The sequence below is a fragment of the Aeromonas sp. QDB68 genome, from assembly GCF_027707405.1.
Lineage (GTDB): Bacteria > Pseudomonadota > Gammaproteobacteria > Enterobacterales > Aeromonadaceae > Aeromonas > Aeromonas caviae.
The window spans coordinates 1-20,652 of the sequence record NZ_JAPCIQ010000019.1; the positions used below are offsets into that span (position 1 = coordinate 1).

Sequence of the window (20,652 nt, forward strand, 5' to 3'; positions counted from 1 at the left end):
CATGCCTCCCTCATTTTTTAGCCCTGATACTACGTGGACTGGAACTCAAATTCTCTTAAGTGAACAGCATTGCGGCCAGGCCGGGGTGTTTCGTGTGGGCGGTGTGCCATGACGGCGCGGATCACTGCTCCTTGCAGTCGTTGTAGAGGCTCTGCCACTCCCCGGCGTCATCACGCATCTCGACGAACCCCTCCTTGCCCTTGTTCCACCAGACCACCTCGTGATCGTCGGTATAGCGGGCGCCGGAGGCGGAAACCGCCTGAGGCAGGGTGTAATCCTTGCCATCGGGGAGGGAGAGCTTGACGAAGTTCAGGCTCTCGTCCGAGAGGGAGAAGTAGCGAACCTGCACTTTCTGGTTCTGTTCACACAGATAGGTGACGGGATCGCCGCCGGTCACTCCCAGCTTGCCGCTGCCCAGATCGCAGCCGCCGAGCAGGGTGATGGCGCCCGCCCCCAGTAGAAAGAGCTTGGCGTGTTTCATGTTTGATCCTCACAACGGTGTCATATGGCCTTGAGCCTAACAGGATGAGGCACAACTGCAACCTCATGGCAGGAGCCCTGCGTCGGGATGCGTCCGTCTCCCTCTGGTCCGTGGGGCAGGCAAAAAAACGCCCCGGCAGGCAAGCGGGGCGAAAGGGAGCCGTCCAATGGCTGCAGAAAAGGGTCAGTGGCCGAACCGTGTCGCCTCGAAGCGATTGAGCAGCCGGTGGATGAGGTAGCAGGCGAGCAGGGTGACCACGATGGTAAAGAGGATGCTGCTCACCCGATAGAGGGCGCTGAACACCAGGTCGTTGCCCGGGGTCAGGTACTGGCCGAACAGGATGCCGAGGGTGGTGAGGGCACCGAAGCCGACTCCGGACCCGCTCGCCTCCTTCACATGGGCATAGCTGAACAGCATGGCGCCGAGCCAGAGCACCGGGGTCACCAGCAGCAGCAAGCCGGACCAGTCATAGAGCACCAGCTGCCCCAGGATGCCGAAACTCACCCCCAGCAGGGTGCCCATGGCCCGCTTGCGGGCATAGTCCAGGGCGCCGTTCCAGTGCATGGGGAAGAGCAGCAGCAGGGTGGTGGCCTGGGCGGACATGGAGTCGCGCAGATCGAAGATCTGGAACACCAGGAACGAGAGGGTCGCGATGGACGCCCCCAGCAGGGCTTCGTGGCGCATCCGGTGCGGCGCCTTGGGGGAGGGGGCCGGCCTGGGGCGCTCCTCCACGTCCGGAATGAGGGCCGTCATCAGATAGGCGATGAGCACCGACAGGACGCTGGCCCAGAGGTTGCTGAAGATGAGGTCGTTCAGATCAATCCCGGGGTAGCTGGCAAAGTGCAGCATGATGCTGAGGCTGAGCACCCCGTTGGCACCGAACAGGAACAGGCTGCCCCGGGACATGGCGGCGAAACGGTAGAGGAAGAGCAAAAAGACCAGGGGGGTCATGAGCCCCGGGTGGCCGCCGAACAGGCCGCCGAGCAGCCCCACTTCCAGACCGCACATGGCGGCGGAGGCGATGAGCTGGCGGGCGGCGTGACCGTTCATCACCGGCACCAGGCCGAGCAGCAGCACCGGGGTGACGGTGAAGAAGACCCCGTTGCTCCAGCCGAAGATCTTGCACAGCACAAACCCCAGGGTACAGCCAAAGGCGATGCGCAGACACTGGCGCAGTTCGTTGGGGGTGAGGGGTCTGTGCCACAGGTTCATGGTCGTCATCTCAATAGATGTAGTGCAGCAGGCTGAGCAGACGGATCTGGCCGCGGGCCAGCAGCCCGGTCAGGGCGTTGTCCGGCAGCAGCTGCACCGTGGCGCGGGCCCCGGCCGGCAGGTGGGCGGGCAGTTGCTCCAGGGTCAGGTGCAGGCGCAGGCGCTGGGCATCCCGTACCCAGCGATCGGACTCGACAGGGTTCGCAAGCTGGCCGTTGGCGTCAAACTGGCCGGCGCTGACCCCGGCATCCAGGCTGGCGACGCGGGCAGGATAGAGGCGACCGGGCTCGCCGTCGAAGGCGACGAGGGCCTGACTGCCGGCGCTGACGTGGCGCAGGCTCTTCTCGCGAAAATCGGCGATCACGTCCACCTGCTCGGAGACCAGGGCCAGCAGAGGGGAACCCGCATTGGCCACGCTGCCAGGCTTGAGCTGCAAGTTGGTGATGATGCCGTCCTGGCTCGCATGAACCCGGCTGTAGGCGAGGTTGAGCTCGGCCTGGGCGAGGCGGTTGCGGGCCTGGCGCAGCAGCAGGTTGTCTTCCCCTGGCAAGCCGCGGTTGACGCGGGCCTGCTCTACCCGGGCCTGGCTGCCGAGCAGGTTGGCACGGGCGGTACGGGCGGCGCTGTCGGCGTCATCTTTCTGCTGTTCAGAGACCATGTGACGGCGGTAGAGGGCGTCGATGCGCGCCGCTTCCCGCTGTTTCTGGTCGGCCTGGGTGCGCAGCGAGCTGTACTCCGCCTCGTAGGCGGTCAGGGTCGCGTCCAGCTGGCGGTTCTGCTGCCTGGCCTGATCCAGGGCGAGCCTGGCCTGATCCACGGCGAGCTGGAAGGGTTCCGGGTCGAGGGCGAACAGCAGATCCCCCTGCTTGACGTGCTGGTTGTTGGCGACGGCGACTTCGACCACCTTGCCGCTGACCTGGGGGGCCATCCGGGTGACGACCCGGGTGGCCATGGCCTGGGGGGTCAGGGGCATCTTGATGTCGGCCAGCAGAAAGTAGCCAAACACCAGGACGAAGCAGATGATGGCCCACTTTATCCAGCGCTTGAATTGTTGATCCGGTGTCATCTTATTCTCTCTCTTCGTGCTGTGCGGCTATCTTGCCGAGGGCGTTGGCGGAGATGCGGTGCACAATGTCTTCAAACTGGGCCAGCTCCTGCTGGCTGATGCCGGTGAGCAGCTCCCGGCGCACGGCGATGATGCGGCCCTCGATCTGATCGAGCAGCGCCTTGCCCGCCGGGGTCAGGGTGACGATGCGGGCCCGCTTGTCCTGGCTGCAGCAATGGCGCTCGATCAGCCCCTGCTCCTCGAGCTGACCCAGGGTCCGCATCAGGGAGGGGAGCTCTATCTCCAGGGCCTCGGCCAGGGTCTTCTGGCTGAGGTGGCCGCCGAGGCGGCTGAGTTTCCACAGGGCGGTCCAGCGGGGATGGGTGAGCCCTAGAGGTGCCAGCTCGAGATCGGCCACGGTGCGCCAGAGCCGGTGCAATCGCCCCAGCTGCTCGGCGAGGGAGAGTTCTCGCAACATCTCCAGATCCTTTTTCATGACGGGCACCTCAATTACTTAGCTTGCGAAGCATTATATTTATTTCGCAGGCTAAGTAAATAGTGTGATACAGCTCACGTTCAGGTTTTTTGCCCGGGCCGTGGTGTTTAAGTTTTTATATGGCTTTGCGGGCCAGCTAACCGACAACGGCCGGGGGAGGCGCTAGAGTGGCCACCTTTGAGGTGCGCCAGGCTGGCCACTGACCCGGCCGGGGGACACCCTCACCCTGGGCTTTCCTGTCCGCTGCAAGGTTGAACGATGAAACTGCGCCACCAGCTAGTCACCCTCTCGCTTGGCTTGTCACTGCTGCTGATCCTGATCCTGGGCTGTCTGCTCGCCCTCTTCATGCGCCACCTGCTGGAGAACAACCTGAAGGAGAAGGGGAGCGATCTGGCCCGGGTGCTGGCGGCGGACAGCCGGGTGGTCCGGGCCCTGGAGAAGGGGAGCGATCCCGGGCTGCGGGATTATGTGCAGGGGATCTGCAGCCGCACCGACGCCGCCTACATGGTGGTGACCGACGAACATGCCAGGCGCCTGAGCCACCCCTCGCCCGAGCTGGTGGGCCAGACCTTCCGGGGGGAGGACATCTGGCCTGCACTCCAGTCGCGCGAGAGCTACTGCTCCCGGGACGTGGGCACCCTGGGTCCCGCCATCCGCTGCTTCGCTCCCGTAGTGGGGCCCGATGGCCAGGCCATCGGTGCAGTGGCGGTGGGTTATCTGATGCGCACCGTGGAGGGCACCTATCAGGAGCGGATCGCCCTGCTGGTCGGCGCCATCGCAGCGGTGCTGGGGTGCGGCCTGCTGCTGGCGCTCTGGGTGCAGCACCTGCTGCGCCGCACCCTGCTGGATCTGGAGCCGGAGACCATCGCCAATCGCTTCGCCCAGCAGGATCTGGTGCTGGAGGGGATCTCGGAGGGGATAGTGGCCCTGGACAACCAGCACAGGATCACCATGCTCAACAGCGCCGCCTTCTATCAGTTGCGACTGCCCGGCACCGGGCGCCACGCCCTGCTGGGCCGCTCCCTGGCGGAGCTGGCCCCCGGCCTCGTGCCCACGTTGCAGCAAGGGGGGGCGGTCAGGTTCACCGTGCAGGGGGATGACTTCGTCGGCCACTGGCAGGAGCTCAGCGGTCGCGAGCCGGGGCGCATGCTCATCTTCAGCCGGCCAGACGGCACCGGCAGCCTGGGCATGCAGGTGACCCACCTGCGCCAGTACGGCGAGATGCTGCGCATCCAGACCCATGAATTCGCCAACAAGCTCAGCAGCCTCTCCGGTCTGCTCCAGCTCGGCCACGTGGATCAGGCGGTAGACCTCATCCAGCAGGAGAACGAAGCCTGCCAGAACATGTTGCAGGATCTGCTGCGGGTCATCGAGAACAAGCCGGTGGCCGGGCTCATCCTCGGCAAGTTCAGCCGGGCGCGGGAGCTGGGGGTGGAGCTGGTGCTGGATGCGGGGTCGGCCCTCGGGGAGTATCCGGCCGAGGTGTCGGCGGATCTCATCACCTGCATCGGCAACCTGCTGGACAACGGCATTCGCGCCGCCTGGGGGAACCGCGAGCACGCCGCGCCCAGGGTGCTGCTCTCCCTCGATGATCTGGGGCGGCGGCTGGTGATCGAGGTGGAGGACAGTGGCGAGGGGGTGGACGAGGCGCTGGCGGATCACCTGTTCGACTACGGTGTCAGCCGCCAGACCGGGGATCACGGGGTCGGCCTCTTCCTGGTCAAGAAGACGGTGGCCAGGCGGGGGGGCGTGATAGAATGGCGTCGCACCGCCGAGCAGACGACCCTGTTTGGTATCTATTTGAATAAAAACCAATTGGTGTAAGTCATGAAGCCAATTTTCACGCTGATTATCGAGGATGACGAGCGGATAGGCGCCATGTTGGGGGAGCTGGTCTCCTCCACGGCCGGGTTCTCCCTGATGGGGCGGGCCGGCACCCTGGCCGAGGCGGATCGCCTGATGGCGGGGAGCGAGCCCCGCTTGCTGATGGTCGACATCTCCCTGCCCGATGGCTCGGGCCTGGAGTGGGTGAGCCGGCTGCGCAGCTACAACCGGGAGGTGATGGTGATGATGGTGACCGCCTCCTGCGACGTGGAGACCATACAGCAGGCCCTCAACCTGGGCGTGCAGGACTACGTCATCAAGCCGCTGCGGCTGTTTCGCATCCAGCAGAGCCTGGAGGAGATCCTGGTCCTGCATCGCCGCCTGTGCGAGCCGGGGGAGCTGGCCCAGAGCGACCTGGACCGCCTGATGGGCAAGGCGCGCAACCAGGGTCGGGAGGCGCGGGAGACCCCCAAGGGGATCGACGCCATCACCCTGCGACAGGTGCTGGATCTGCTGGCGGGGGAGCCGGACAACACCTTCTCCACCGACACCGTGGCCCTGCGCCTCTCCCTGAGTCGCACCACGGCCCGCCGCTACCTGGAGTTTCTGGAGTCAGAAGATCGGCTGGACGTGGAGCTCAACTACGGCCAGCGTGGCCGCCCGGAGCGGCGCTACCACTGGCGCCGGGAGTCGTGACCCCGCCGCGGGCACAACGCCGAAGAGGCCGCGCACACCATGCTGCGCAGGCCGCGCAGATAAAAGGGAGCCTTTGAGCTCCCTTTTGTTTTGCCCCGATGCGACCCGGCCCTTCTATCTGGGATCGCCCGAGAAGGGGTGCAGGGCGGTGCGGGCGCGCTCGAACAGGGCGATGAGATGATCCGCCACGGCTCTCACCCGCCGGGAGTGGGCGAGATCGCTGTGGAGCACCAGCCAGATGGGCTGATCCACTCCGAGCTCCGGCAGCAGGCAGACCAGATCCGTCTGGCGGGCCAGGTAGTGGGGCAGCACCGCGAGCCCCAGACCGGCCTGGGCGGCGGCGAGCTGGGCCGCCAGGGTGCTGGTCTCCACCCGGCAGGGGCGGCCGCGCAGCATGCGGGTCATCCATCTGGCGGCGGGCAGGTGGCTCTGGGTTTCGTTCCATCCGATGAAGTCATCCTGATCGAAGCTGGCGGCATCCAGCCCGGGGCTGCGGGCATCCAGGTAGGCGCCGGTCCCGTAGAGGCCAAAGCCCAGGGTGCCCAGGCGCCGCAGGGTGAGGTGGCCGGCATCGAGCTTGACCATGCGCACCGCGAGATCGGCATCGCGCCGGTGCAGGTTCACCGTCTGCACCCCGGTGACCAGCTCCACCCTCAGCTCGGGGTGCTGGGCAAAGAGCGTCGGCAGGGAGGGGATGATGAGGGGATTGGCCAGGTTCTCGGCAGTGGCGAGGCGCACGGTGCCGGCCACCTGTCCCTGCAACTGCCCCGCCTCGCCAAAGGCCAGTCCCGCATGTTCCAGCGCCTCGGCTCGCTCAAGCAGGGCCTCCCCGTCGTCGGTCAGGCGATAGCCCTGCTGGTGGCGGCTGAACAGGGGGAGGCCGAGGGCCGCCTCCAGCCTGTCCAGGCGCCGGGAGACGGTGGCCACCCCCATGCGAAGGGCGTGGGCGGCACCGCTCAGGGTGCCGCTGCGGGCGATGGCCAGGAAGACGCGGGCGTCGTCCCAGAGCAGGGGATCGTGCATAGTGTTTCCATAATCGGAAAATGGGTTGCCAGTTATCTCTATATCTCATTAATTTTCGGAAGACCATACTCCCCTGCAACTTGTCAGGGAGAAAATGCGATGCAACGACGAACACTGGGAGCCAACCTGCAGGTCTCTGCCCTGGTGCTGGGCTGCATGGGGATGAGCGAATTCTACGGGCCGCGGGACGATGAGATGTCCTTGCGAGTGCTGGCGGAGGCGGTGGAGCGGGGCATCGACCTGCTCGACACCGCCGACATGTACGGCCCCCACCACAACGAGGCGCTGATCGGGCGTTTTCTCGCGACCCGGCGGGGGCAGGTGAAGGTCGCCACCAAGTTTGGCATCGTGCGCCAGCACGGGGAGTACAGGCGTACCCTCGACAACAGCGCCCGCTATGCGCGCCAGAGCTGCGAGGGCTCCCTGCGCCGCCTCGGCATCGAGCAGATCGATCTCTACTATGTGCACCGCCTCGATCCGGCCCATCCCGTCGATGAGACCATGGCCGGGCTGGCGCAGCTGGTACAGGAGGGCAAGATAGCCCGCATCGGTCTGTGCGAGGTGAGCGAGGCCACCCTGAGGCGCGCCCATGCCGTGCACCCGGTGGCGGCGGTGCAGACCGAATACTCCCTCTGGACCCGGGAGGTGGAGGCGGCGGTGCTGCCCGTCTGCCGGGAGCTGGGGATTGGTCTGGTGGCCTACTCCCCCCTGGGGCGCGGGTTTCTGACCGGGCGTTACCAGCAGGAGGCGGTGTTCGAGGAAGGGGATTTTCGGGCCAGTCTGCCGCGCTTTCAGGGGGAGAACCTCGCCACCAACCGCACCCTGGTGCAGGCGGTCATGGCCCTGACCCGGCAGAAGGGGTGCACGGCGGCGCAGATAGCCCTGGCCTGGCTGCTGGCGCAATGGGAGGGGATAGTGCCCATCCCCGGCACCCGGCGCCTGACCCACCTTGAGGATAACCTCGGCGCCCTCTCGGTGCGCCTCTCCCCAGCGGAGCTCGGGGCCCTGGGCCAGGCCATCCGGACCCTGCCGGTGGCGGGGGAGCGCTATACTGCCGAGGGGATGAAGGGGGTGAACGCATGAGCGGCTCGCACACGGATCGCCATGAACGGGCGTTCGCGCTGCTGGCCCGGCTCGATCCCCAGGCACCCACGCGAGTCGCCGCCAGCCTGGATGCCCTGCCACCGGAACTTGCCGAGCTGGTGCTGGGGTTTGCCTTTGCCGATGTGCTCGCCCGTCCCGGCATCGATCTCTGCACCCGCGAGATACTCACGGTGGCGACCCTGATGGGAATGGGCACGGCGCCCGGACAGCTCGAGTTCCATATCCGGGCCGCCCTCAATGTGGGGGTCAGCCGGGAGACCATCATCGAGATCCTGCTCCAGGTCGCCGTCTATGCCGGAGTGCCCGCCTGCATGAATGGCATCCGTGCGGCCCGCAGCGCCTTCGCCGCCCATGACAAGGGGCGGGGGGGCAGGGATTAAGGTGGAGACGTCACCCTGGCGAAAAGGTCAGGTGTGCCCTGACGAGGGCAGCAAGAAGGGAGCCGAGGCTCCCTTCTTTCATGGTGCTGGCCGGCTCAAGCCCCTTCTGGCAGAGGACGGCGTACCCTCGGCTTGAGCTGGGAGAGCATGACCCCGGTCAGGATGAGGCCGCCCCCCAGCAGGTGATAGCCGTGAATGGGCTCCCCCAGGGTGATGACGGCGATGAGGGCCGTGCACAGGGGCATCAGGTTCATGAAGACCGAGGTGCGCTCCGCCCCCAGGGTGGCGAGGCCGCGCATCCAGCAGTAGGCGGCGAAGATGGAGGAGGCGAGGCTGGCGAACAGCACCATGCTCCAGCCCTGGGCGGGAATGGCCAGGGAGTCGGCAGAGAGGGCCACCGGGATGAGCAGCAGCACCGCCAGCAGGATCTGCAGGTAGAGGTTGAGCCAGGGGCCGAACGGCAGTTGCCAGCGGCGGATCAGCAGGCCATAGAGGGCATAGCTGGCCGCCCCCAGCAGCATCATGCCGTCGCCGGGGTTGATGCCGCTGTGCAGCAGTGCCAGGGGGTTGCCCTGACCCAGCAGCCAGAGCACCCCGAACAGGGAGAGGCTCATGCCGAGCAGCGCCTGCTTGCCCGGCTTCTGGCCAAAGCAGCAGGCCCCGATGAGCAGGGTGAGCAGGGGCAGCAGGGAGCCGATGACCCCCATGTTGGTGGCCGAGGTGCTGTGGGCGGCGTAGTAGGCGAGGCACTGGTAGAGCACCATGCCGAGCAGGGAGAGCACCAGCAGCTTGCCGAGCCAGGGGCGGATGTCGGCCCGGCGGCGCCAGAGCTGCGGCAGGCAGAAGGGGGAGAGCGCGAGGGCGGCGATCACCCAGCGATAGAAGGAGATGGCGGCGGGATCCAGCACGCCGGCGGCGGCCTTGGAGACCACGGTATTGGCGGCCCAGATCAGGATGGCGAGCAGGGGGAAGAGAAAAGGCATAGGCACTCCTTGGTACGATGGGGAGAGTCTAGCCTTGTCTTGAACGAGGTAAGTAGCGTAAATAAGACATGTCATAACCGCTTTGGGACAATCTGCATGGGCACCCTCACCCTGGCCGAGCAGGATCGCCTGCTGGCCGACCCCGACCCCCTCTACTTTCGCTACAGCCAGATCCAGGGGGGCAACGCCTGCGCCGAGCACGCCCACCCCTGGGGTCAGCTCAGCCTCATCAGCCTGGGGGTCATGGTGGTGGAGGTGGGGGGAGAGCGGCTGGTGGCGCCCCCGGACTACCTCATCTGGGTGCCGGCGGACCTTCCCCACACCGCCTTCAACGAGCAGACCCTGGATTACACCTCCATCTACGTGAGCCACGCCCTGGCCCCGCGCCTGCCACGGGAACCCCAGCTGCTGGCGCTCACCCCCTTGCTGCGGGCCCTGCTGGAGGACTTCACCCAGCGCCGGGTCGGGCACATGGAGGATGAGTGGGATGCCCGTCAAGGTGAACTCTTCATCGAGAAGCTGGCCCGCACCCGTTGCCAGCCGAGCTACCTGCCCCAGAGCCGGGATCGCCTGCTGGCCCCCTTGCTGGCGGCATTGCAGGCGGCGCCGGAGGACAACCGCACGCTGGTGGAGTGGGCCAGGGCGCTGCACACCACGGAGCGCACCCTGGCGCGGCGCTGCCAGAAGGAGCTTGGCATGAGCCTCGGCCAGTGGCGCACCCGGCTGCGGCTGGTGAAGGCGCTGGACTGGCTGCGGGGCGAGATGCCGGTGCAGGAGATCGCCTGGCGCCTCGGTTACGCTTCCACCTCGGCTTTCATCGCCATGTTCCAGCGCGAACAGGGCTGCGCCCCCCAGCGCTATCGCCAGCAACTGGGCCAACCCGTGGCCTGAACCGCATGAAAAAGGGCGCCCGCAGGCGCCCTTGTGGATCATGGGATGGGCTTAGAAGAAGCCGAGGGGGTTGATGTCGTGGCTCACCAGCAGGTTCTTGGTGTTCTGGTAGTGGTCCAGCATCATCTTGTGGGTCTCTCGACCGATCCCCGACTTCTTGTAGCCGCCAAAGGCCGCGTGGGCCGGGTAGGCGTGGTAGCAGTTGACCCAGACCCGGCCGGCCTGGATGCCGCGCCCCATGCGCCAGGCCAGGTTGCTGTCCCGGGTCCACAGGCCCGCCCCGAGCCCGTACTGGGTGTCGTTGGCAATGGCCAGGGCATCCGCCTCGTCCTTGAAGGTGGTGACCCCGAGCGCCGGCCCGAAGATCTCCTCCTGGAACACCCGCATCTTGTTCAGGCCCGAGAAGATGGTGGGCTGGATGTAGAAGCCCCCCTCCAGCCCGCTCACCTTGGCCGGGCCGCCGCCCAGCAGCATCTTGGCCCCTTCGCCGCGGCCGATTTCCATGTAGCTCAGGATCTTGTCGAACTGCTCGCGGGACGCCTGGGCCCCCACCTGGGTCGTGGTGTCGAGGGGGTTGCCCTGCACTATGGTGCGGGCGCGGGCCAGCACCCGGTCCATGAAGTCGTCATAGATGCTGGCCTGCACCAGGGCGCGGGAGGGGCAGGTACATACCTCTCCCTGGTTGAAGAAGGTCATCAGCATCCCTTCCACCGCCTTGTCGATGTAGCTGCTCTCGTGCTGCATCACGTCGGCGAAGTAGATGTTGGGGGACTTGCCACCGAGCTCCACGGTGGAAGGGATCAGCTTGTCGGCGGCGCAGCGCAGGATATGGGCGCCCACCTCGGTGGAGCCGGTAAACGCCAGCTTCTGGATCCGGTTGCTGGTGGCGAGCGCCTGGCCCGCCTCGGCGCCGAAGCCGTTGACCACGTTGACCACGCCAGGGGGCAGGATGTCCTTGATGAGATCCATCATCAGCATGATGGTGACCGGGGTCTGCTCGGCGGGCTTGAGCACGCTGCAGCAGCCGGCCGCCAGTACCGGGGCCAGCTTCCAGGCGGCCATCAGCAGGGGGAAGTTCCACGGGATGATCTGGCCGACCACGCCGATGGGCTCCTTGAAGTGGTAGCTGACGGTGTTCTGGTCCAGCTCGGCGGCGGAGCCCTCCTGGGCGCGGATGCAGCCGGCAAAGTAGCGGAAGTGATCCACCACCAGGGGCAGGTCGGCGGCCAGGGTCTCGCGCACCGCCTTGCCGTTTTCCCAGGTCTCGGCGACGGCAAGCCGCTCAATGTTCTGTTCGATGCGATCGGCGATGCGCAGCAGCAGGTTGCTGCGCTCGGTGACGCTGGTCTTGCTCCAGCTGGCGAACGCCTTGTGGGCCGCGTCCAGGGCGAGCTCGATGTCGGCGGCGTCGGAGCGGGCCACCTCGCAGAACACCCGGCCATCCACCGGCGAGATGTTCTCGAAATAGCGGCCGGCGCGCGGCGCCACCCAGTCGCCACCGATGAAGTTGTCATAACGGGATTTGAAGCTGACCAGGGCACCTGCCTGACCGGGAGCGGTATAAATCATCTCATCATCCTTATGTGTGTGGTCCTGACCGGCCTGGCGGGCAGTCCGGTTGCTTCCTGTCATCGCAAGGGGCGTGCCAGCGGGCGGCGCTCTACACAAAAAGGTTGCAAAAACGTTATAAAACGGGGTGCCAAGGGGTATCTTGGTTAACCAGTGCCCCCCAGAGCGGCCCCCGAACTGTGCCGTTTCTGAACATCGGGTGTGACACTGTGCCGTTTGTGAACAGGAGACGTGATGAAGGCGCTCCCCCAAGGCGGCCCTATTCGCGAGTGTGTAGAAGGAGGTGTGATGAGCGAGTTGCCTCAATCCGGTGCCAGCCCAATCCAGCGCTCCTGGGAGCGCTGCCTGCATCAGGGGCTGAGCCGCCAGCAGAGCGCCGAGCTGGACTTGCTGCCCCAGGGGGAGCTGTCGGCTCGCCAGGAGCAGCACAGGACGCTCATCGCCTGCTTCCAGCGCTTCGTGCTGCCGCTCTTTGGCCAGTTGCTGGCAGGCAGACCCTGTCGTCTGCTGCTGTGTGACGGCGAGGGGGCCATCCTCGCGGTGAGCGGAGACGACCGGTTTGCCCGCCATGCCGAGCGCATTTTTTTGCGCAGCGGCGCCCGCTGGGGGGAGGCGAGCAAGGGCACCAACGCCATCGGCACCGCGCTGGCCGAGCAGAGCGAGGTGCAGGTGCTGGGGGCGCAGCACTTCTTCGCCCAGCACAGCTTTCTCAGTTGCAGCGCCTGCCCCCTGCTCGGGCCGGACGGGCAACTGCTCGGCGTGCTCGACATCTCCACCGATGCGGCCCACCACGGCGGCGACATGCTGGGCACCGTGCGCCTCCTGGCCATGACCCTGGAAAACGCCCTGCTGGCCCGCCAGCCGGGCTGGCTGGTGGATCTCGATCCCCAGAGCCTCTGGTCTGCCCGCCTGCTGCTGGGGGAGGGGGGCGAGCTGCTCGGGGCCAACCGGGCCGGTCGGCTCTGGCTCGGCCAGCACCCCTTCGACGGTCAGCAGTTGCTGCGCGAGCGCCGCGGCCTGCGGCTGGTGCCGGAGGCGGGGGAGCGCGCCGCCAGGCTCCCCCTGCCGAGCGCGGTTGAGGAGGGGGGATCGCAGGCGCAGCAGGTGCCGCTCAAGATGCTGGAGCGGGGCATCTCATTGCTCATCGAGGGGGAGACCGGCAGCGGCAAGGAGCACCTGGTGCGCACCCTGCACGCCAGTTCGAGCCGTCGGGAGCGGCCTCTGGTGTGCGTCAACTGCGGCGCCCTGCCGGCGGAGCTGGTGGAGGCCGAGCTGTTCGGCTACGTGGGGGGGGCCTTCAGCGGTGCCCGCAGCCAGGGCAGCCAGGGCTATCTGCGCGCCGCCCACGGCGGCATCCTGATGCTGGATGAAATTGGCGAGCTGCCGCTCCAGGCCCAGACCCGGCTGCTGCGGGTGTTGCAGGAGCGCGTCGTCACCCCGGTAGGCAGCCACAGACCCGAGGCGGTGGATTTCTGGCTGGTCAGCGCCAGCCATCGGGATCTGGCGGCCATGGTGGCGGCCGGCACCTTTCGCGAAGATCTCTACTACCGCATCTGCGGCTGGCGCCAGCAACTGGCACCCCTGCGGGCCTGGTCGGTGCCCGAGCGTCAGGGGTTGATCCTGAACCTGCTCGCCCAGATGGACCCGGCGCTACAACTGAGCCGGGAGGCGGAGCAGCGGCTGCTGGCTCACCCTCTGCCCGGCAACGTGCGCCAGCTCAAACAGGCGCTGGAGGTGGCCTGTGTACTGGCAGAGGGGCAGGGCTGGATTGAACCTGCCCATCTGCATCTGCCCGCCGTGGAAGGGGGAGCGAGCTCACCTTTGGGAGGGAGTACCCTGCGCGAGCAGAGTCGGCAGCGGGTGCAACAGACCCTGGCAGAGTGCGGCGGCAACGTGAGCGAGGCGGCGCGCCGTCTTGGCATCAGTCGCACCACCCTCTATCGGGCGCTGCGGGAGGAGGGGTGAAGGGTGTCGCGCCGTCCAGCGCTTGTGTAGACTGCGAAGGCAAGGACGTTTTTTCGTTATGTTTCCATCGCAGGGAGTGCGCAATGACCCATCTCACCACCGACGAGGCCCCCCGCCTCTCTCCCGGCTGCTGGCCGATGCCGCTTGCGCCCCATGGGGCCCGTGCCGGTTAGTCGGCACCCGTCTGCGCCCGGTGCGGCGCGTGTAATAACCTTGGATCTGGATCAGCGCGGTTCGGCGCTTCAAGGTGTAGGGTAAAAGCCCTTTTTCAGGTGTGATGCCGATGATCCCTTCCTATTCCCGCATGACGACGCTGTTGTTCTGGTGCCTGCTGGCGGCGAGCCTGCTGGCCATGGTGTTATTCGAATTCGGACCCGAGCGGCGGCTCGACATCCTGAGCCAGGCCGGTTTGTCCGTGCGTGCCCAGGATGACAGGGCCCACAAGGGCTCCTCCGTCGCCACCCTGAGTCAGGGGGGCGACAGACCCGCCATCCAGTGCACCCTGCGAAGCCAATATGCCTATCCTTTCTGCGAGCTGGTTCTGACCCTGACCGATCCCGAGCAGGGGCTGGATCTCTCCGGCTTCACCGGGGTGCGGGTGAGGCTGGATGTAGAAGGGCAGGGGGTACAGGCCTGGCGCCTTTATCTGCGCAACTACGATCCCGTCTACTCGACGCGGGAAGACGAGAGTTCCCACAAGTTCAACGAAGTGCTCTTCACCGCCAGGGATTTTGGTCGTGAGCAGGATGTCCCCCTGAATGTCTTTGCCCCCAGCTCCTGGTGGGTGCAGCAGTACGACATTCCGCTGGTCCAGCAGGGGCCGGATCTGCACCATGTTTACGCCATCGAGATCGCCTCCGATGACAAGATGTTGCCGGGGGAGCACCGGTTGCGGCTCGAGCGGCTGGAGTTCTATGGCCGCTGGTGCAAGCCGGGGGACTTCTATCGCTATCTGCTGCTGGGGTGGCTTGTCTACGGCGTGCTGCTCTTCCTGGTCCAGAACCTGATGTTCGGGGATCGGCTGCGCAAGGCCAGGGAGGCGCGCCTCGCGGCTGAAGCCCTGAGTGCGAGCCTGTGCGAGCAGAACCGGCGCACCGAGGAGGAGGCCCGTTACGATCCCCTGACCGGGGCCCTCAATCGGCTCGGCGGCGAAAAGCTGCTCGGGGAGCTCGGCGAGATGCCGCTCTCCTTCATCTACATCGACATCGATCACTTCAAGGGGGTCAACGACGGTCACGGCCACCCGGTGGGGGACGAGGTGCTCAAGCACATGGTGAGCGAGCTGCTGCGCCATTGCGACAGCCTGTGCCGACTGGTGCGCTGGGGCGGGGAGGAGTTCGTGCTGGTCTGCCTCCATTACGACGAGGGACGGGCCGCCGCCCTGGCGGAGCGGCTGAGAGGGGCGCTGGAGGGGTACAGGCACTGGCCGCTGGGGCTCGGTATCACCGCCTCCTTCGGGGTGGCCGAGCGGCGCAAGGATAGCCTGGAGCAGGCGCTCAAGCGGGCCGACGAGGCGCTCTATCAGGCCAAGCAGAATGGTCGCAACCGGGTGGAGGTGGCGCCCGACTGATCCGGCGCTGGAGCCCATGGCCGGGCGGGGCTATCATGCGCCCCATCATTTATCCGAGGAGAGATGCCATGGCACAACACATTGGCGCCCTGACGCTGCTGGTGGCGGATTACGACGAGGCCATCGCCTTCTTCACCCGGGGAATGGGCTTCGAGCTACTGGAAGACACCCCCTCGACGAGCCGGGCAAACCGGGCAAACGCTGGGTGCGGGTCGCTCCCAAGGGGGCTCCCGGCTCCGCCCTGCTGCTGGCTCGCGCGGCCAACGAGGAGCAGCGCGCCGCCATCTGTCGCCAGGGGGGCGGTCGGGTCTTCCTGTTCCTTGAGACCGACGACTTCTGGGGCGATTACGAGCGGATGCTGGCCTATGGTGTTCATTTTTGTGAACAGCCGCGCCTCGAACCCTACGGCACCGTGGTGGTGTTCGAGGACATCAGTGGCAATCGCTGGGACCTGCTGCAACTCGCTGCTGCCAACTGAATCTGAAAACGTTTATCATCCCGCCCGTCATAAAGTCATAAAAGTGTCACAGAAAGTTCTAATAATTGGCGCACCCATCTTCACAGAGGAGAGAGAAGGGATATGGCTAAGCGAATTCTGGTGGTCGAGGACGAGGCACCGATCCGCGAAATGCTCTGCTTCGTGCTTGAGCAGAAGGGATATGAAACAGTAGAAGCAGAAGATTACGCCGATGGACTGGCAAAGGTGCGCGAACCCTACCCCGAACTCATCGTGCTGGACTGGATGATGCCAGGTGGCAGCGGTATCCAGTTCCTCAAGCAGCTCAAGCAGGATGAGATGACTCGCCAGATCCCGGTGGTGATGCTGACCGCCCGGGGCGAGGAAGAGGACAAGGTGCGCGGGCTCGAGGCCGGTGCCGACGACTACATCACCAAGCCCTTCTCCCCCAAGGAGCTCACCGCCCGCCTGCACGCCGTGATGCGCCGCGTCTCTCCCACCTCGGTGGACGAGGTGATCGAGGTGCAGGGGCTCAAACTGGATCCCGTTTCCCACCGGGTCAGTGCCGAGGAGAAGGCCCTCGACATGGGGCCGACCGAATTCAAGCTGCTGCACTTCTTCATGACCCACCCCGAGCGGGTCTACAGCCGCGAGCAGTTGCTCAACAACGTCTGGGGTACCAACGTGTATGTCGAGGACAGGACGGTGGACGTGCACATTCGCCGCCTGCGCAAGGCCATCGAAGAGACGGGGCACGACAGATTGATCCAGACGGTGCGCGGGGCCGGCTACCGCTTCTCGACCCGTCTCTAGGTCAGGGCCAGTGCCGCCAGCGCCTGCCGGCGGGCATTGGACCCGGCTCTTTGCTGCCTCTAGGAGATCTTAATGTTGCAACCTTACGCCTGGCGGCGACAGTTGTGGCGAATGGCGTTCTTCTACAGCCCCTTCGTCTTGGTAGGTTGGTTAATCGATCATCTCGTTCTCTGCCTGCTGGTGGCCACTGTGGTGCACCTGGTCTGGCACTACCGCTTCCAGAAGCGGCTGTCGGACTGGCTGTGGCACGATCGCAGCCTGGTGCCGCCCCACGGCAGCGGCAGCTGGGAGCACATCTTCAACGGCATCTACAAGTTGCAGCAGCGTCACCGGGCCCGGCGCCGGGAGCTGGCGGGCCTCATCCGCCGCTTTCGGGAAGGGGCGGAGGCGCTGCCCGATGCGGCCGTGGTGTTTCGCACCGACGGCAGCATCCTCTGGTGCAACCGGCTGGCGGAGCAACTGCTCGGCTTTCGCTGGCCCGAGGATGCCGGCCAGCACATCGGCAACCTGATCCGTCACCCCGCCTTCGTCGCCTATCTGGGCAAGGGGCAGTATGACGAGCCATTCGAGATGCACTCCCCCATCAACGAGGAGAAGTTCCTCGAATTTCGCATCATGCCCTATGCGGAGGATCAGGCCATGCTGGTGGTGCGGGATGTGACCCGGCTGCGCAGCCTGGAGAAGACGCGCAAGCACTTCGTCTCCAACGTCTCTCACGAGTTGCGTACCCCCCTCACCGTGCTCAAGGGGTATCTGGAGATGACCGAGGAGCCGCCGCCCCCCGCCATGTGGGCCAAGGCGCACAAGGTGATGATGGAGCAGACGATCCGCATGGACAATCTGGTCAACCAGCTGCTCACCCTGTCGCGCATCGAGGCGGCGCCCACCGTGGATCTCTCCCATCTGGTGGACATGCCCGCCATGCTGGGGCTGCTGGAGCAGGAGGCGCGGGCGCTCTCCGGCGAGCGGGCCCACGAAATCGTCTTCATGGTCCAGCCCAATCTGCTGGTGCGCGGGGATCAGGATCAGCTGCGCAGCGCCGTCTCCAACCTGGTCTACAACGCCATCCACTACACCCCGGCGGGGCGCAAGATCACCGTGGAGTGGCGCAAGCAGGGGAGCATGGCGCTGTTTGCGGTGCAGGATGAGGGGGAGGGGATCCCCCCCGAGCATCTGGCACGGCTCACCGAGCGGTTCTATCGGGTCGACAAGGCCCGCTCGCGCCACACCGGAGGGTCCGGGCTCGGCCTTGCCATCGTCAAGCATGCCCTGAGTCATCACGATGCCCATCTCGATATCGAGAGCCGGGTCGGTGCGGGCAGCCGCTTCAGCTTTCTCATTCCCGCCCGCATGGTGCTGGTGAAATAATATTTTGTGTCAATGTGTTAGCAACGATAGAAGGGCTGCATCGCAGCCCTTTTTTCATCCGGGCCACTCTCGGCCCATGTCATCAAAGTGTCATATAAATTCCATAAATTTGTCACTGCCAGGCCAGATACTGGCGCCGTCTTAAAGAACGGACCTTCTGTAACACTGGAGAAGGAGTGGTGCTGGCCCACGGATCATTGCGATCGGGTGTCAACCACGTATAGACGTCAACCTGACGATTGCCTTCTGCAACCTTGGACTTGGAGAGATTGGATGAAACTCAACAAACTGGCTGGTGTCATCGGATTCACCGCAGCAACCCTGTTTTCTGTCAGCGCTCTGGCTGCCGGTGTGGATAAAGACCTGCCGGAATACACACCGACCAGCGGCATCTCGGGCAACCTGTCCTCTGTCGGCTCGGACACTCTGGCCAACATGATGACCCTGTGGGCCGAAGAATTTAAGCGCATGTATCCCAACGTCAACGTGCAGATCCAGGCCGCCGGTTCTTCCACCGCACCGACTGCCCTGACCGAGGGCGTCGCCCAGTTTGGCCCCATGAGCCGCGCCATGAAGGCCGGTGAAGAGGAGGCATTCGAGAAGCGCTACGGCTACAAGCCGACCGCCATCCGCGTCGCCGTCGATGCCCTGGCCGTGTTCGTCAACAAGGACAACCCCATCAAGGGGCTGACCATGTCGCAGATCGACGCCATCTTCTCCAGCACCCTCAAGTGCGGCGAAGCCAAGGCGGCCACCAAGTGGTCTGATCTGGGTCTGGACGGCAGCTGGTCCGGCAAGGATCTGCAACTGTTCGGTCGCAACTCCGTGTCCGGTACCTACGGTTACTTCAAGGAACACGCCCTGTGCAACGGTGACTTCAAGAGCGGCGTGAACGAGCAGCCGGGCTCCGCCTCCGTGGTACAGTCCGTCTCCTCCTCCCTGAACGGCATCGGCTACTCCGGTATCGGCTACGTCACCTCCGGCGTGCGCGCCGTTCCGCTCTCCAAGGATGGCAAGACCTTCATCGAGGCGAGCTCCGACAACGCCATCACCGGCAAGTACCCGCTGTCGCGCTTCCTGTACGTCTACGTGAACAAGCATCCGAACAAGCCGCTCTCCCCGATGGAGCAGGAGTTTGTGAAGATGATGCTCTCCAAGGCGGGCCAGACCATCGTTGCCAAGGACGGCTATGTGCCGGTCCCGGCCAAGGTGGTTCAGGCCGACCTGAAGAAGCTGGGCATCATGTAACAGAACATGCCCTTGCAGAAAAACGAGCCCCATGCGGGCTCGTTTTCATTGGTGCGCCCCAGGATCTTTTTGGTCGCAGGGCGCAGCGCCCGGCTTGCGCCGGGCGGCGGCATTTCCGAGAATAGGGCAACTTCACGGCAAAGGACCCTCTCATGCGCGCATCTTCCCTCTCCAGACTGGCCCTGACGGCCTTGTGCAGCGCCCTGCTGGCCGGCTGCGCCCAGTCGCCGACTGGTCGCAACCAGATGCTGCTTTTCTCCCCCCAGCAGATGAACCAGCTGGGCGCCGACTCCTTCACCCAGATGAAGCAGCAGGAGAAGGTGAGCACGGATGCCAGGATGAATGCCTATGTGGGCTGCGTGGCCAAGGCGGTGACCGCCCAGGTGCCTGCCAGCTATGGCATCACCAGCTGGGAGGTAGTGGTGTTCGACTCCAAGGAGATCAACGCCTTCGCCCTGCCCGGCGGCAAGATAGGCGTTTACAGCGGCCTGCTGAAAGTCGCCAAGAATCAGGACCAGCTCGCCACCGTCATCGGTCACGAGCTGACCCACGTGCTGGCCCAGCACTCCAACGAGCGCCTCTCCCGGGATCAGCTGACCGGTATCGGGCTGGCGGTGGCGGACGCCGCCATCGGCAGCAGCGACAGCCTCGGGGGCGCTGCCACCATGGCCGCCCTGGGCCTCGGGGTCCAGGTGGGGATAGCCCTGCCTTATGGCAGAACCCAGGAGAGCGAGGCGGACCGGCTCGGCCTCGAGCTGATGGCCCGCGCCGGGTTCAACCCGGCCGAAGCCGTCACCCTGTGGCAGAACATGAGCGCCGCCTCCGGTGGCAAGGCACCGCCCCAGCTGCTCTCCACCCACCCCAGCGACCAGAGCCGGATCGCCAACCTGCAGGCCCAGCAGGCCGAAGTGCAGCCCCTGTACCAGCAGGCGAAAGCATCAGGGCTGGTTCCCCAGTGCAAGGCGTAAGCCTGCGCCTGGCGCGTCCCGCCGATGCCGCCGCCATGACGGTGATGCAGCGGGCGAGCTGGCTGGCGGCCTACGGGGAGGTGCTGGGGGCCGACATGCTGGCCCAGCTGGCGGTGACCGACCACCTGCAGATCTGGCGACACCGGCTCGCCGAGCCCGGCCCCGTTCCCATGCTGGTCTGTCAGGACGACGTGGTCATAGGCCTGCTCTACTGGCAGCCCTCTTTGGAGGAAGGCTTGATGACGGCGCGGATCCGGGCGCTCTACCTTCATCCCGATCACTGGCGTCAGGGTCATGGCAAACGGCTGTGGCAGGCGGTGGCGGTGCAGATGCGCCGGGCCGGTTGCGAGTGTGTCAGGCTCTGGCTGCTGGATGGCAATCACATCGGCGAGGGATTCTACCTGCGCCGCGGCTTCATGTTCGACGGTCAGGAGCGCACCCTGATGAGCCTCGGACACCCTTGCCAACAACGACAAATGTTCCGTTTGCTTTGAGCTGGCTCCCGTTTTTCGCCCCTGGTCACTTTATTTTTTTTGCGAATTAATACAATGTGCCCCAT

19 protein-coding genes and 1 pseudogene are annotated in these 20,652 nt (G+C 65.5%); 13 read left to right on the forward strand and 7 right to left on the reverse strand.

The features are described from left to right. Positions 1-121: 121 nt before the first annotated feature. The 4 genes from PG892_RS08300 to slyA form a co-directional block, all read right to left on the reverse strand. Positions 122-481 (reverse strand): MliC family protein, encoded by a 360-nt coding sequence (locus tag PG892_RS08300; RefSeq protein WP_270825317.1) that lies wholly within the window; start codon positions 479-481, stop codon positions 122-124. Positions 482-664: 183 nt separating this feature from the next. Further along, a complete protein-coding gene (locus PG892_RS08305; protein ID WP_052815465.1) occupies positions 665-1,693 on the reverse strand; it encodes a DUF2955 domain-containing protein in 1,029 nt (342 codons plus the stop codon). Between the two features lie 10 nt (positions 1,694-1,703). Continuing rightward, positions 1,704-2,759 (reverse strand): HlyD family secretion protein, encoded by a 1,056-nt coding sequence (locus tag PG892_RS08310; protein WP_201872218.1) that lies wholly within the window; start codon positions 2,757-2,759, stop codon positions 1,704-1,706. Between the two features lies 1 nt (position 2,760). Then, positions 2,761-3,234, reverse strand: coding sequence for a transcriptional regulator SlyA (gene slyA / locus PG892_RS08315; protein ID WP_010673459.1), 474 nt, complete (start codon positions 3,232-3,234; stop codon positions 2,761-2,763). Positions 3,235-3,492: 258 nt separating this feature from the next. On the opposite strand from slyA, the gene PG892_RS08320 reads away from it, so the two are divergent. Together PG892_RS08320 and PG892_RS08325 are read left to right on the forward strand one after the other, a co-directional pair. Next, a complete protein-coding gene (locus PG892_RS08320; RefSeq protein WP_010673460.1) occupies positions 3,493-5,058 on the forward strand; it encodes an ATP-binding protein in 1,566 nt (521 codons plus the stop codon). A 3-nt stretch (positions 5,059-5,061) separates the two neighbouring features. After that, entirely contained in the window at positions 5,062-5,754 is a 693-nt protein-coding gene (locus PG892_RS08325) for a response regulator (protein WP_010673461.1), read from the forward strand. 114 nt (positions 5,755-5,868) lie between these two features. Here PG892_RS08325 and PG892_RS08330 read toward each other — a convergent pair whose 3' ends face one another. Continuing rightward, positions 5,869-6,777 carry a LysR family transcriptional regulator gene (locus tag PG892_RS08330; protein WP_270825319.1) on the reverse strand — a complete coding sequence of 303 codons (909 nt, stop codon included), beginning with the start codon at positions 6,775-6,777 and terminating at the stop codon, positions 5,869-5,871. 99 nt (positions 6,778-6,876) lie between these two features. Here PG892_RS08330 and PG892_RS08335 point away from each other — a divergent pair, with 99 nt between their 5' ends. Both PG892_RS08335 and PG892_RS08340 read left to right on the forward strand, forming a co-directional pair. Continuing rightward, positions 6,877-7,860 carry an aldo/keto reductase gene (locus PG892_RS08335; protein WP_161470780.1) on the forward strand — a complete coding sequence of 328 codons (984 nt, stop codon included), beginning with the start codon at positions 6,877-6,879 and terminating at the stop codon, positions 7,858-7,860. Then, positions 7,857-8,261, forward strand: coding sequence for a carboxymuconolactone decarboxylase family protein (locus PG892_RS08340; RefSeq protein WP_161470781.1), 405 nt, complete (start codon positions 7,857-7,859; stop codon positions 8,259-8,261). Before PG892_RS08335 ends, PG892_RS08340 begins: the two co-directional genes overlap by 4 nt. 95 nt (positions 8,262-8,356) lie before the next feature. Here the strand turns inward: PG892_RS08340 and PG892_RS08345 are convergent, their stop codons facing one another. Next, complete coding sequence (locus tag PG892_RS08345; protein WP_161470782.1) at positions 8,357-9,244, reverse strand: DMT family transporter; 888 nt, start codon at positions 9,242-9,244, stop codon at positions 8,357-8,359. 96 nt (positions 9,245-9,340) lie between these two features. Between PG892_RS08345 and PG892_RS08350 the strand changes: the two genes are divergently transcribed. Then, on the forward strand, positions 9,341-10,135 hold the full coding sequence (locus PG892_RS08350) for an AraC family transcriptional regulator (RefSeq protein ID WP_103244450.1): 795 nt from the start codon (positions 9,341-9,343) through the stop codon (positions 10,133-10,135). Between the two features lie 51 nt (positions 10,136-10,186). Here PG892_RS08350 and exaC read toward each other — a convergent pair whose 3' ends face one another. Continuing rightward, the gene (gene exaC, locus PG892_RS08355) at positions 10,187-11,704 is read right to left on the reverse strand and encodes an acetaldehyde dehydrogenase ExaC (protein WP_041213364.1); all 1,518 of its coding nucleotides are present in this window, start codon (positions 11,702-11,704) and stop codon (positions 10,187-10,189) included. 288 nt (positions 11,705-11,992) lie between these two features. Here exaC and PG892_RS08360 point away from each other — a divergent pair, with 288 nt between their 5' ends. The 8 genes and pseudogenes from PG892_RS08360 (at position 11,993) to PG892_RS08395 (ending at position 20,587) form a co-directional block, all read left to right on the forward strand. Beyond that, complete coding sequence (locus PG892_RS08360) at positions 11,993-13,669, forward strand: sigma-54-dependent Fis family transcriptional regulator (protein ID WP_128272612.1); 1,677 nt, start codon at positions 11,993-11,995, stop codon at positions 13,667-13,669. A 283-nt stretch (positions 13,670-13,952) separates the two neighbouring features. Next, entirely contained in the window at positions 13,953-15,239 is a 1,287-nt protein-coding gene (locus PG892_RS08365) for a GGDEF domain-containing protein (protein WP_053288159.1), read from the forward strand. A gap of 68 nt (positions 15,240-15,307) precedes the next feature. Further along, positions 15,308-15,717 (forward strand): annotated as a pseudogene (locus PG892_RS08370) (VOC family protein). A gap of 102 nt (positions 15,718-15,819) precedes the next feature. After that, positions 15,820-16,509 carry a phosphate regulon transcriptional regulator PhoB gene (phoB, locus tag PG892_RS08375; RefSeq protein WP_010673471.1) on the forward strand — a complete coding sequence of 230 codons (690 nt, stop codon included), beginning with the start codon at positions 15,820-15,822 and terminating at the stop codon, positions 16,507-16,509. 72 nt (positions 16,510-16,581) lie between these two features. Further along, positions 16,582-17,877 carry a phosphate regulon sensor histidine kinase PhoR gene (gene phoR, locus PG892_RS08380; RefSeq protein WP_010673472.1) on the forward strand — a complete coding sequence of 432 codons (1,296 nt, stop codon included), beginning with the start codon at positions 16,582-16,584 and terminating at the stop codon, positions 17,875-17,877. A gap of 273 nt (positions 17,878-18,150) precedes the next feature. Beyond that, positions 18,151-19,125, forward strand: coding sequence for a PstS family phosphate ABC transporter substrate-binding protein (locus tag PG892_RS08385; RefSeq protein ID WP_039039286.1), 975 nt, complete (start codon positions 18,151-18,153; stop codon positions 19,123-19,125). Between the two features lie 152 nt (positions 19,126-19,277). Next, positions 19,278-20,093, forward strand: a complete 816-nt coding sequence (locus tag PG892_RS08390) for a M48 family metallopeptidase (protein WP_010673474.1) — start codon at positions 19,278-19,280, stop codon at positions 20,091-20,093. Then, positions 20,081-20,587, forward strand: a complete 507-nt coding sequence (locus tag PG892_RS08395; protein WP_052816140.1) for a GNAT family N-acetyltransferase — start codon at positions 20,081-20,083, stop codon at positions 20,585-20,587. The genes PG892_RS08390 and PG892_RS08395 overlap by 13 nt, the downstream gene beginning before the upstream one ends. Positions 20,588-20,652: the final 65 nt, after the last annotated feature.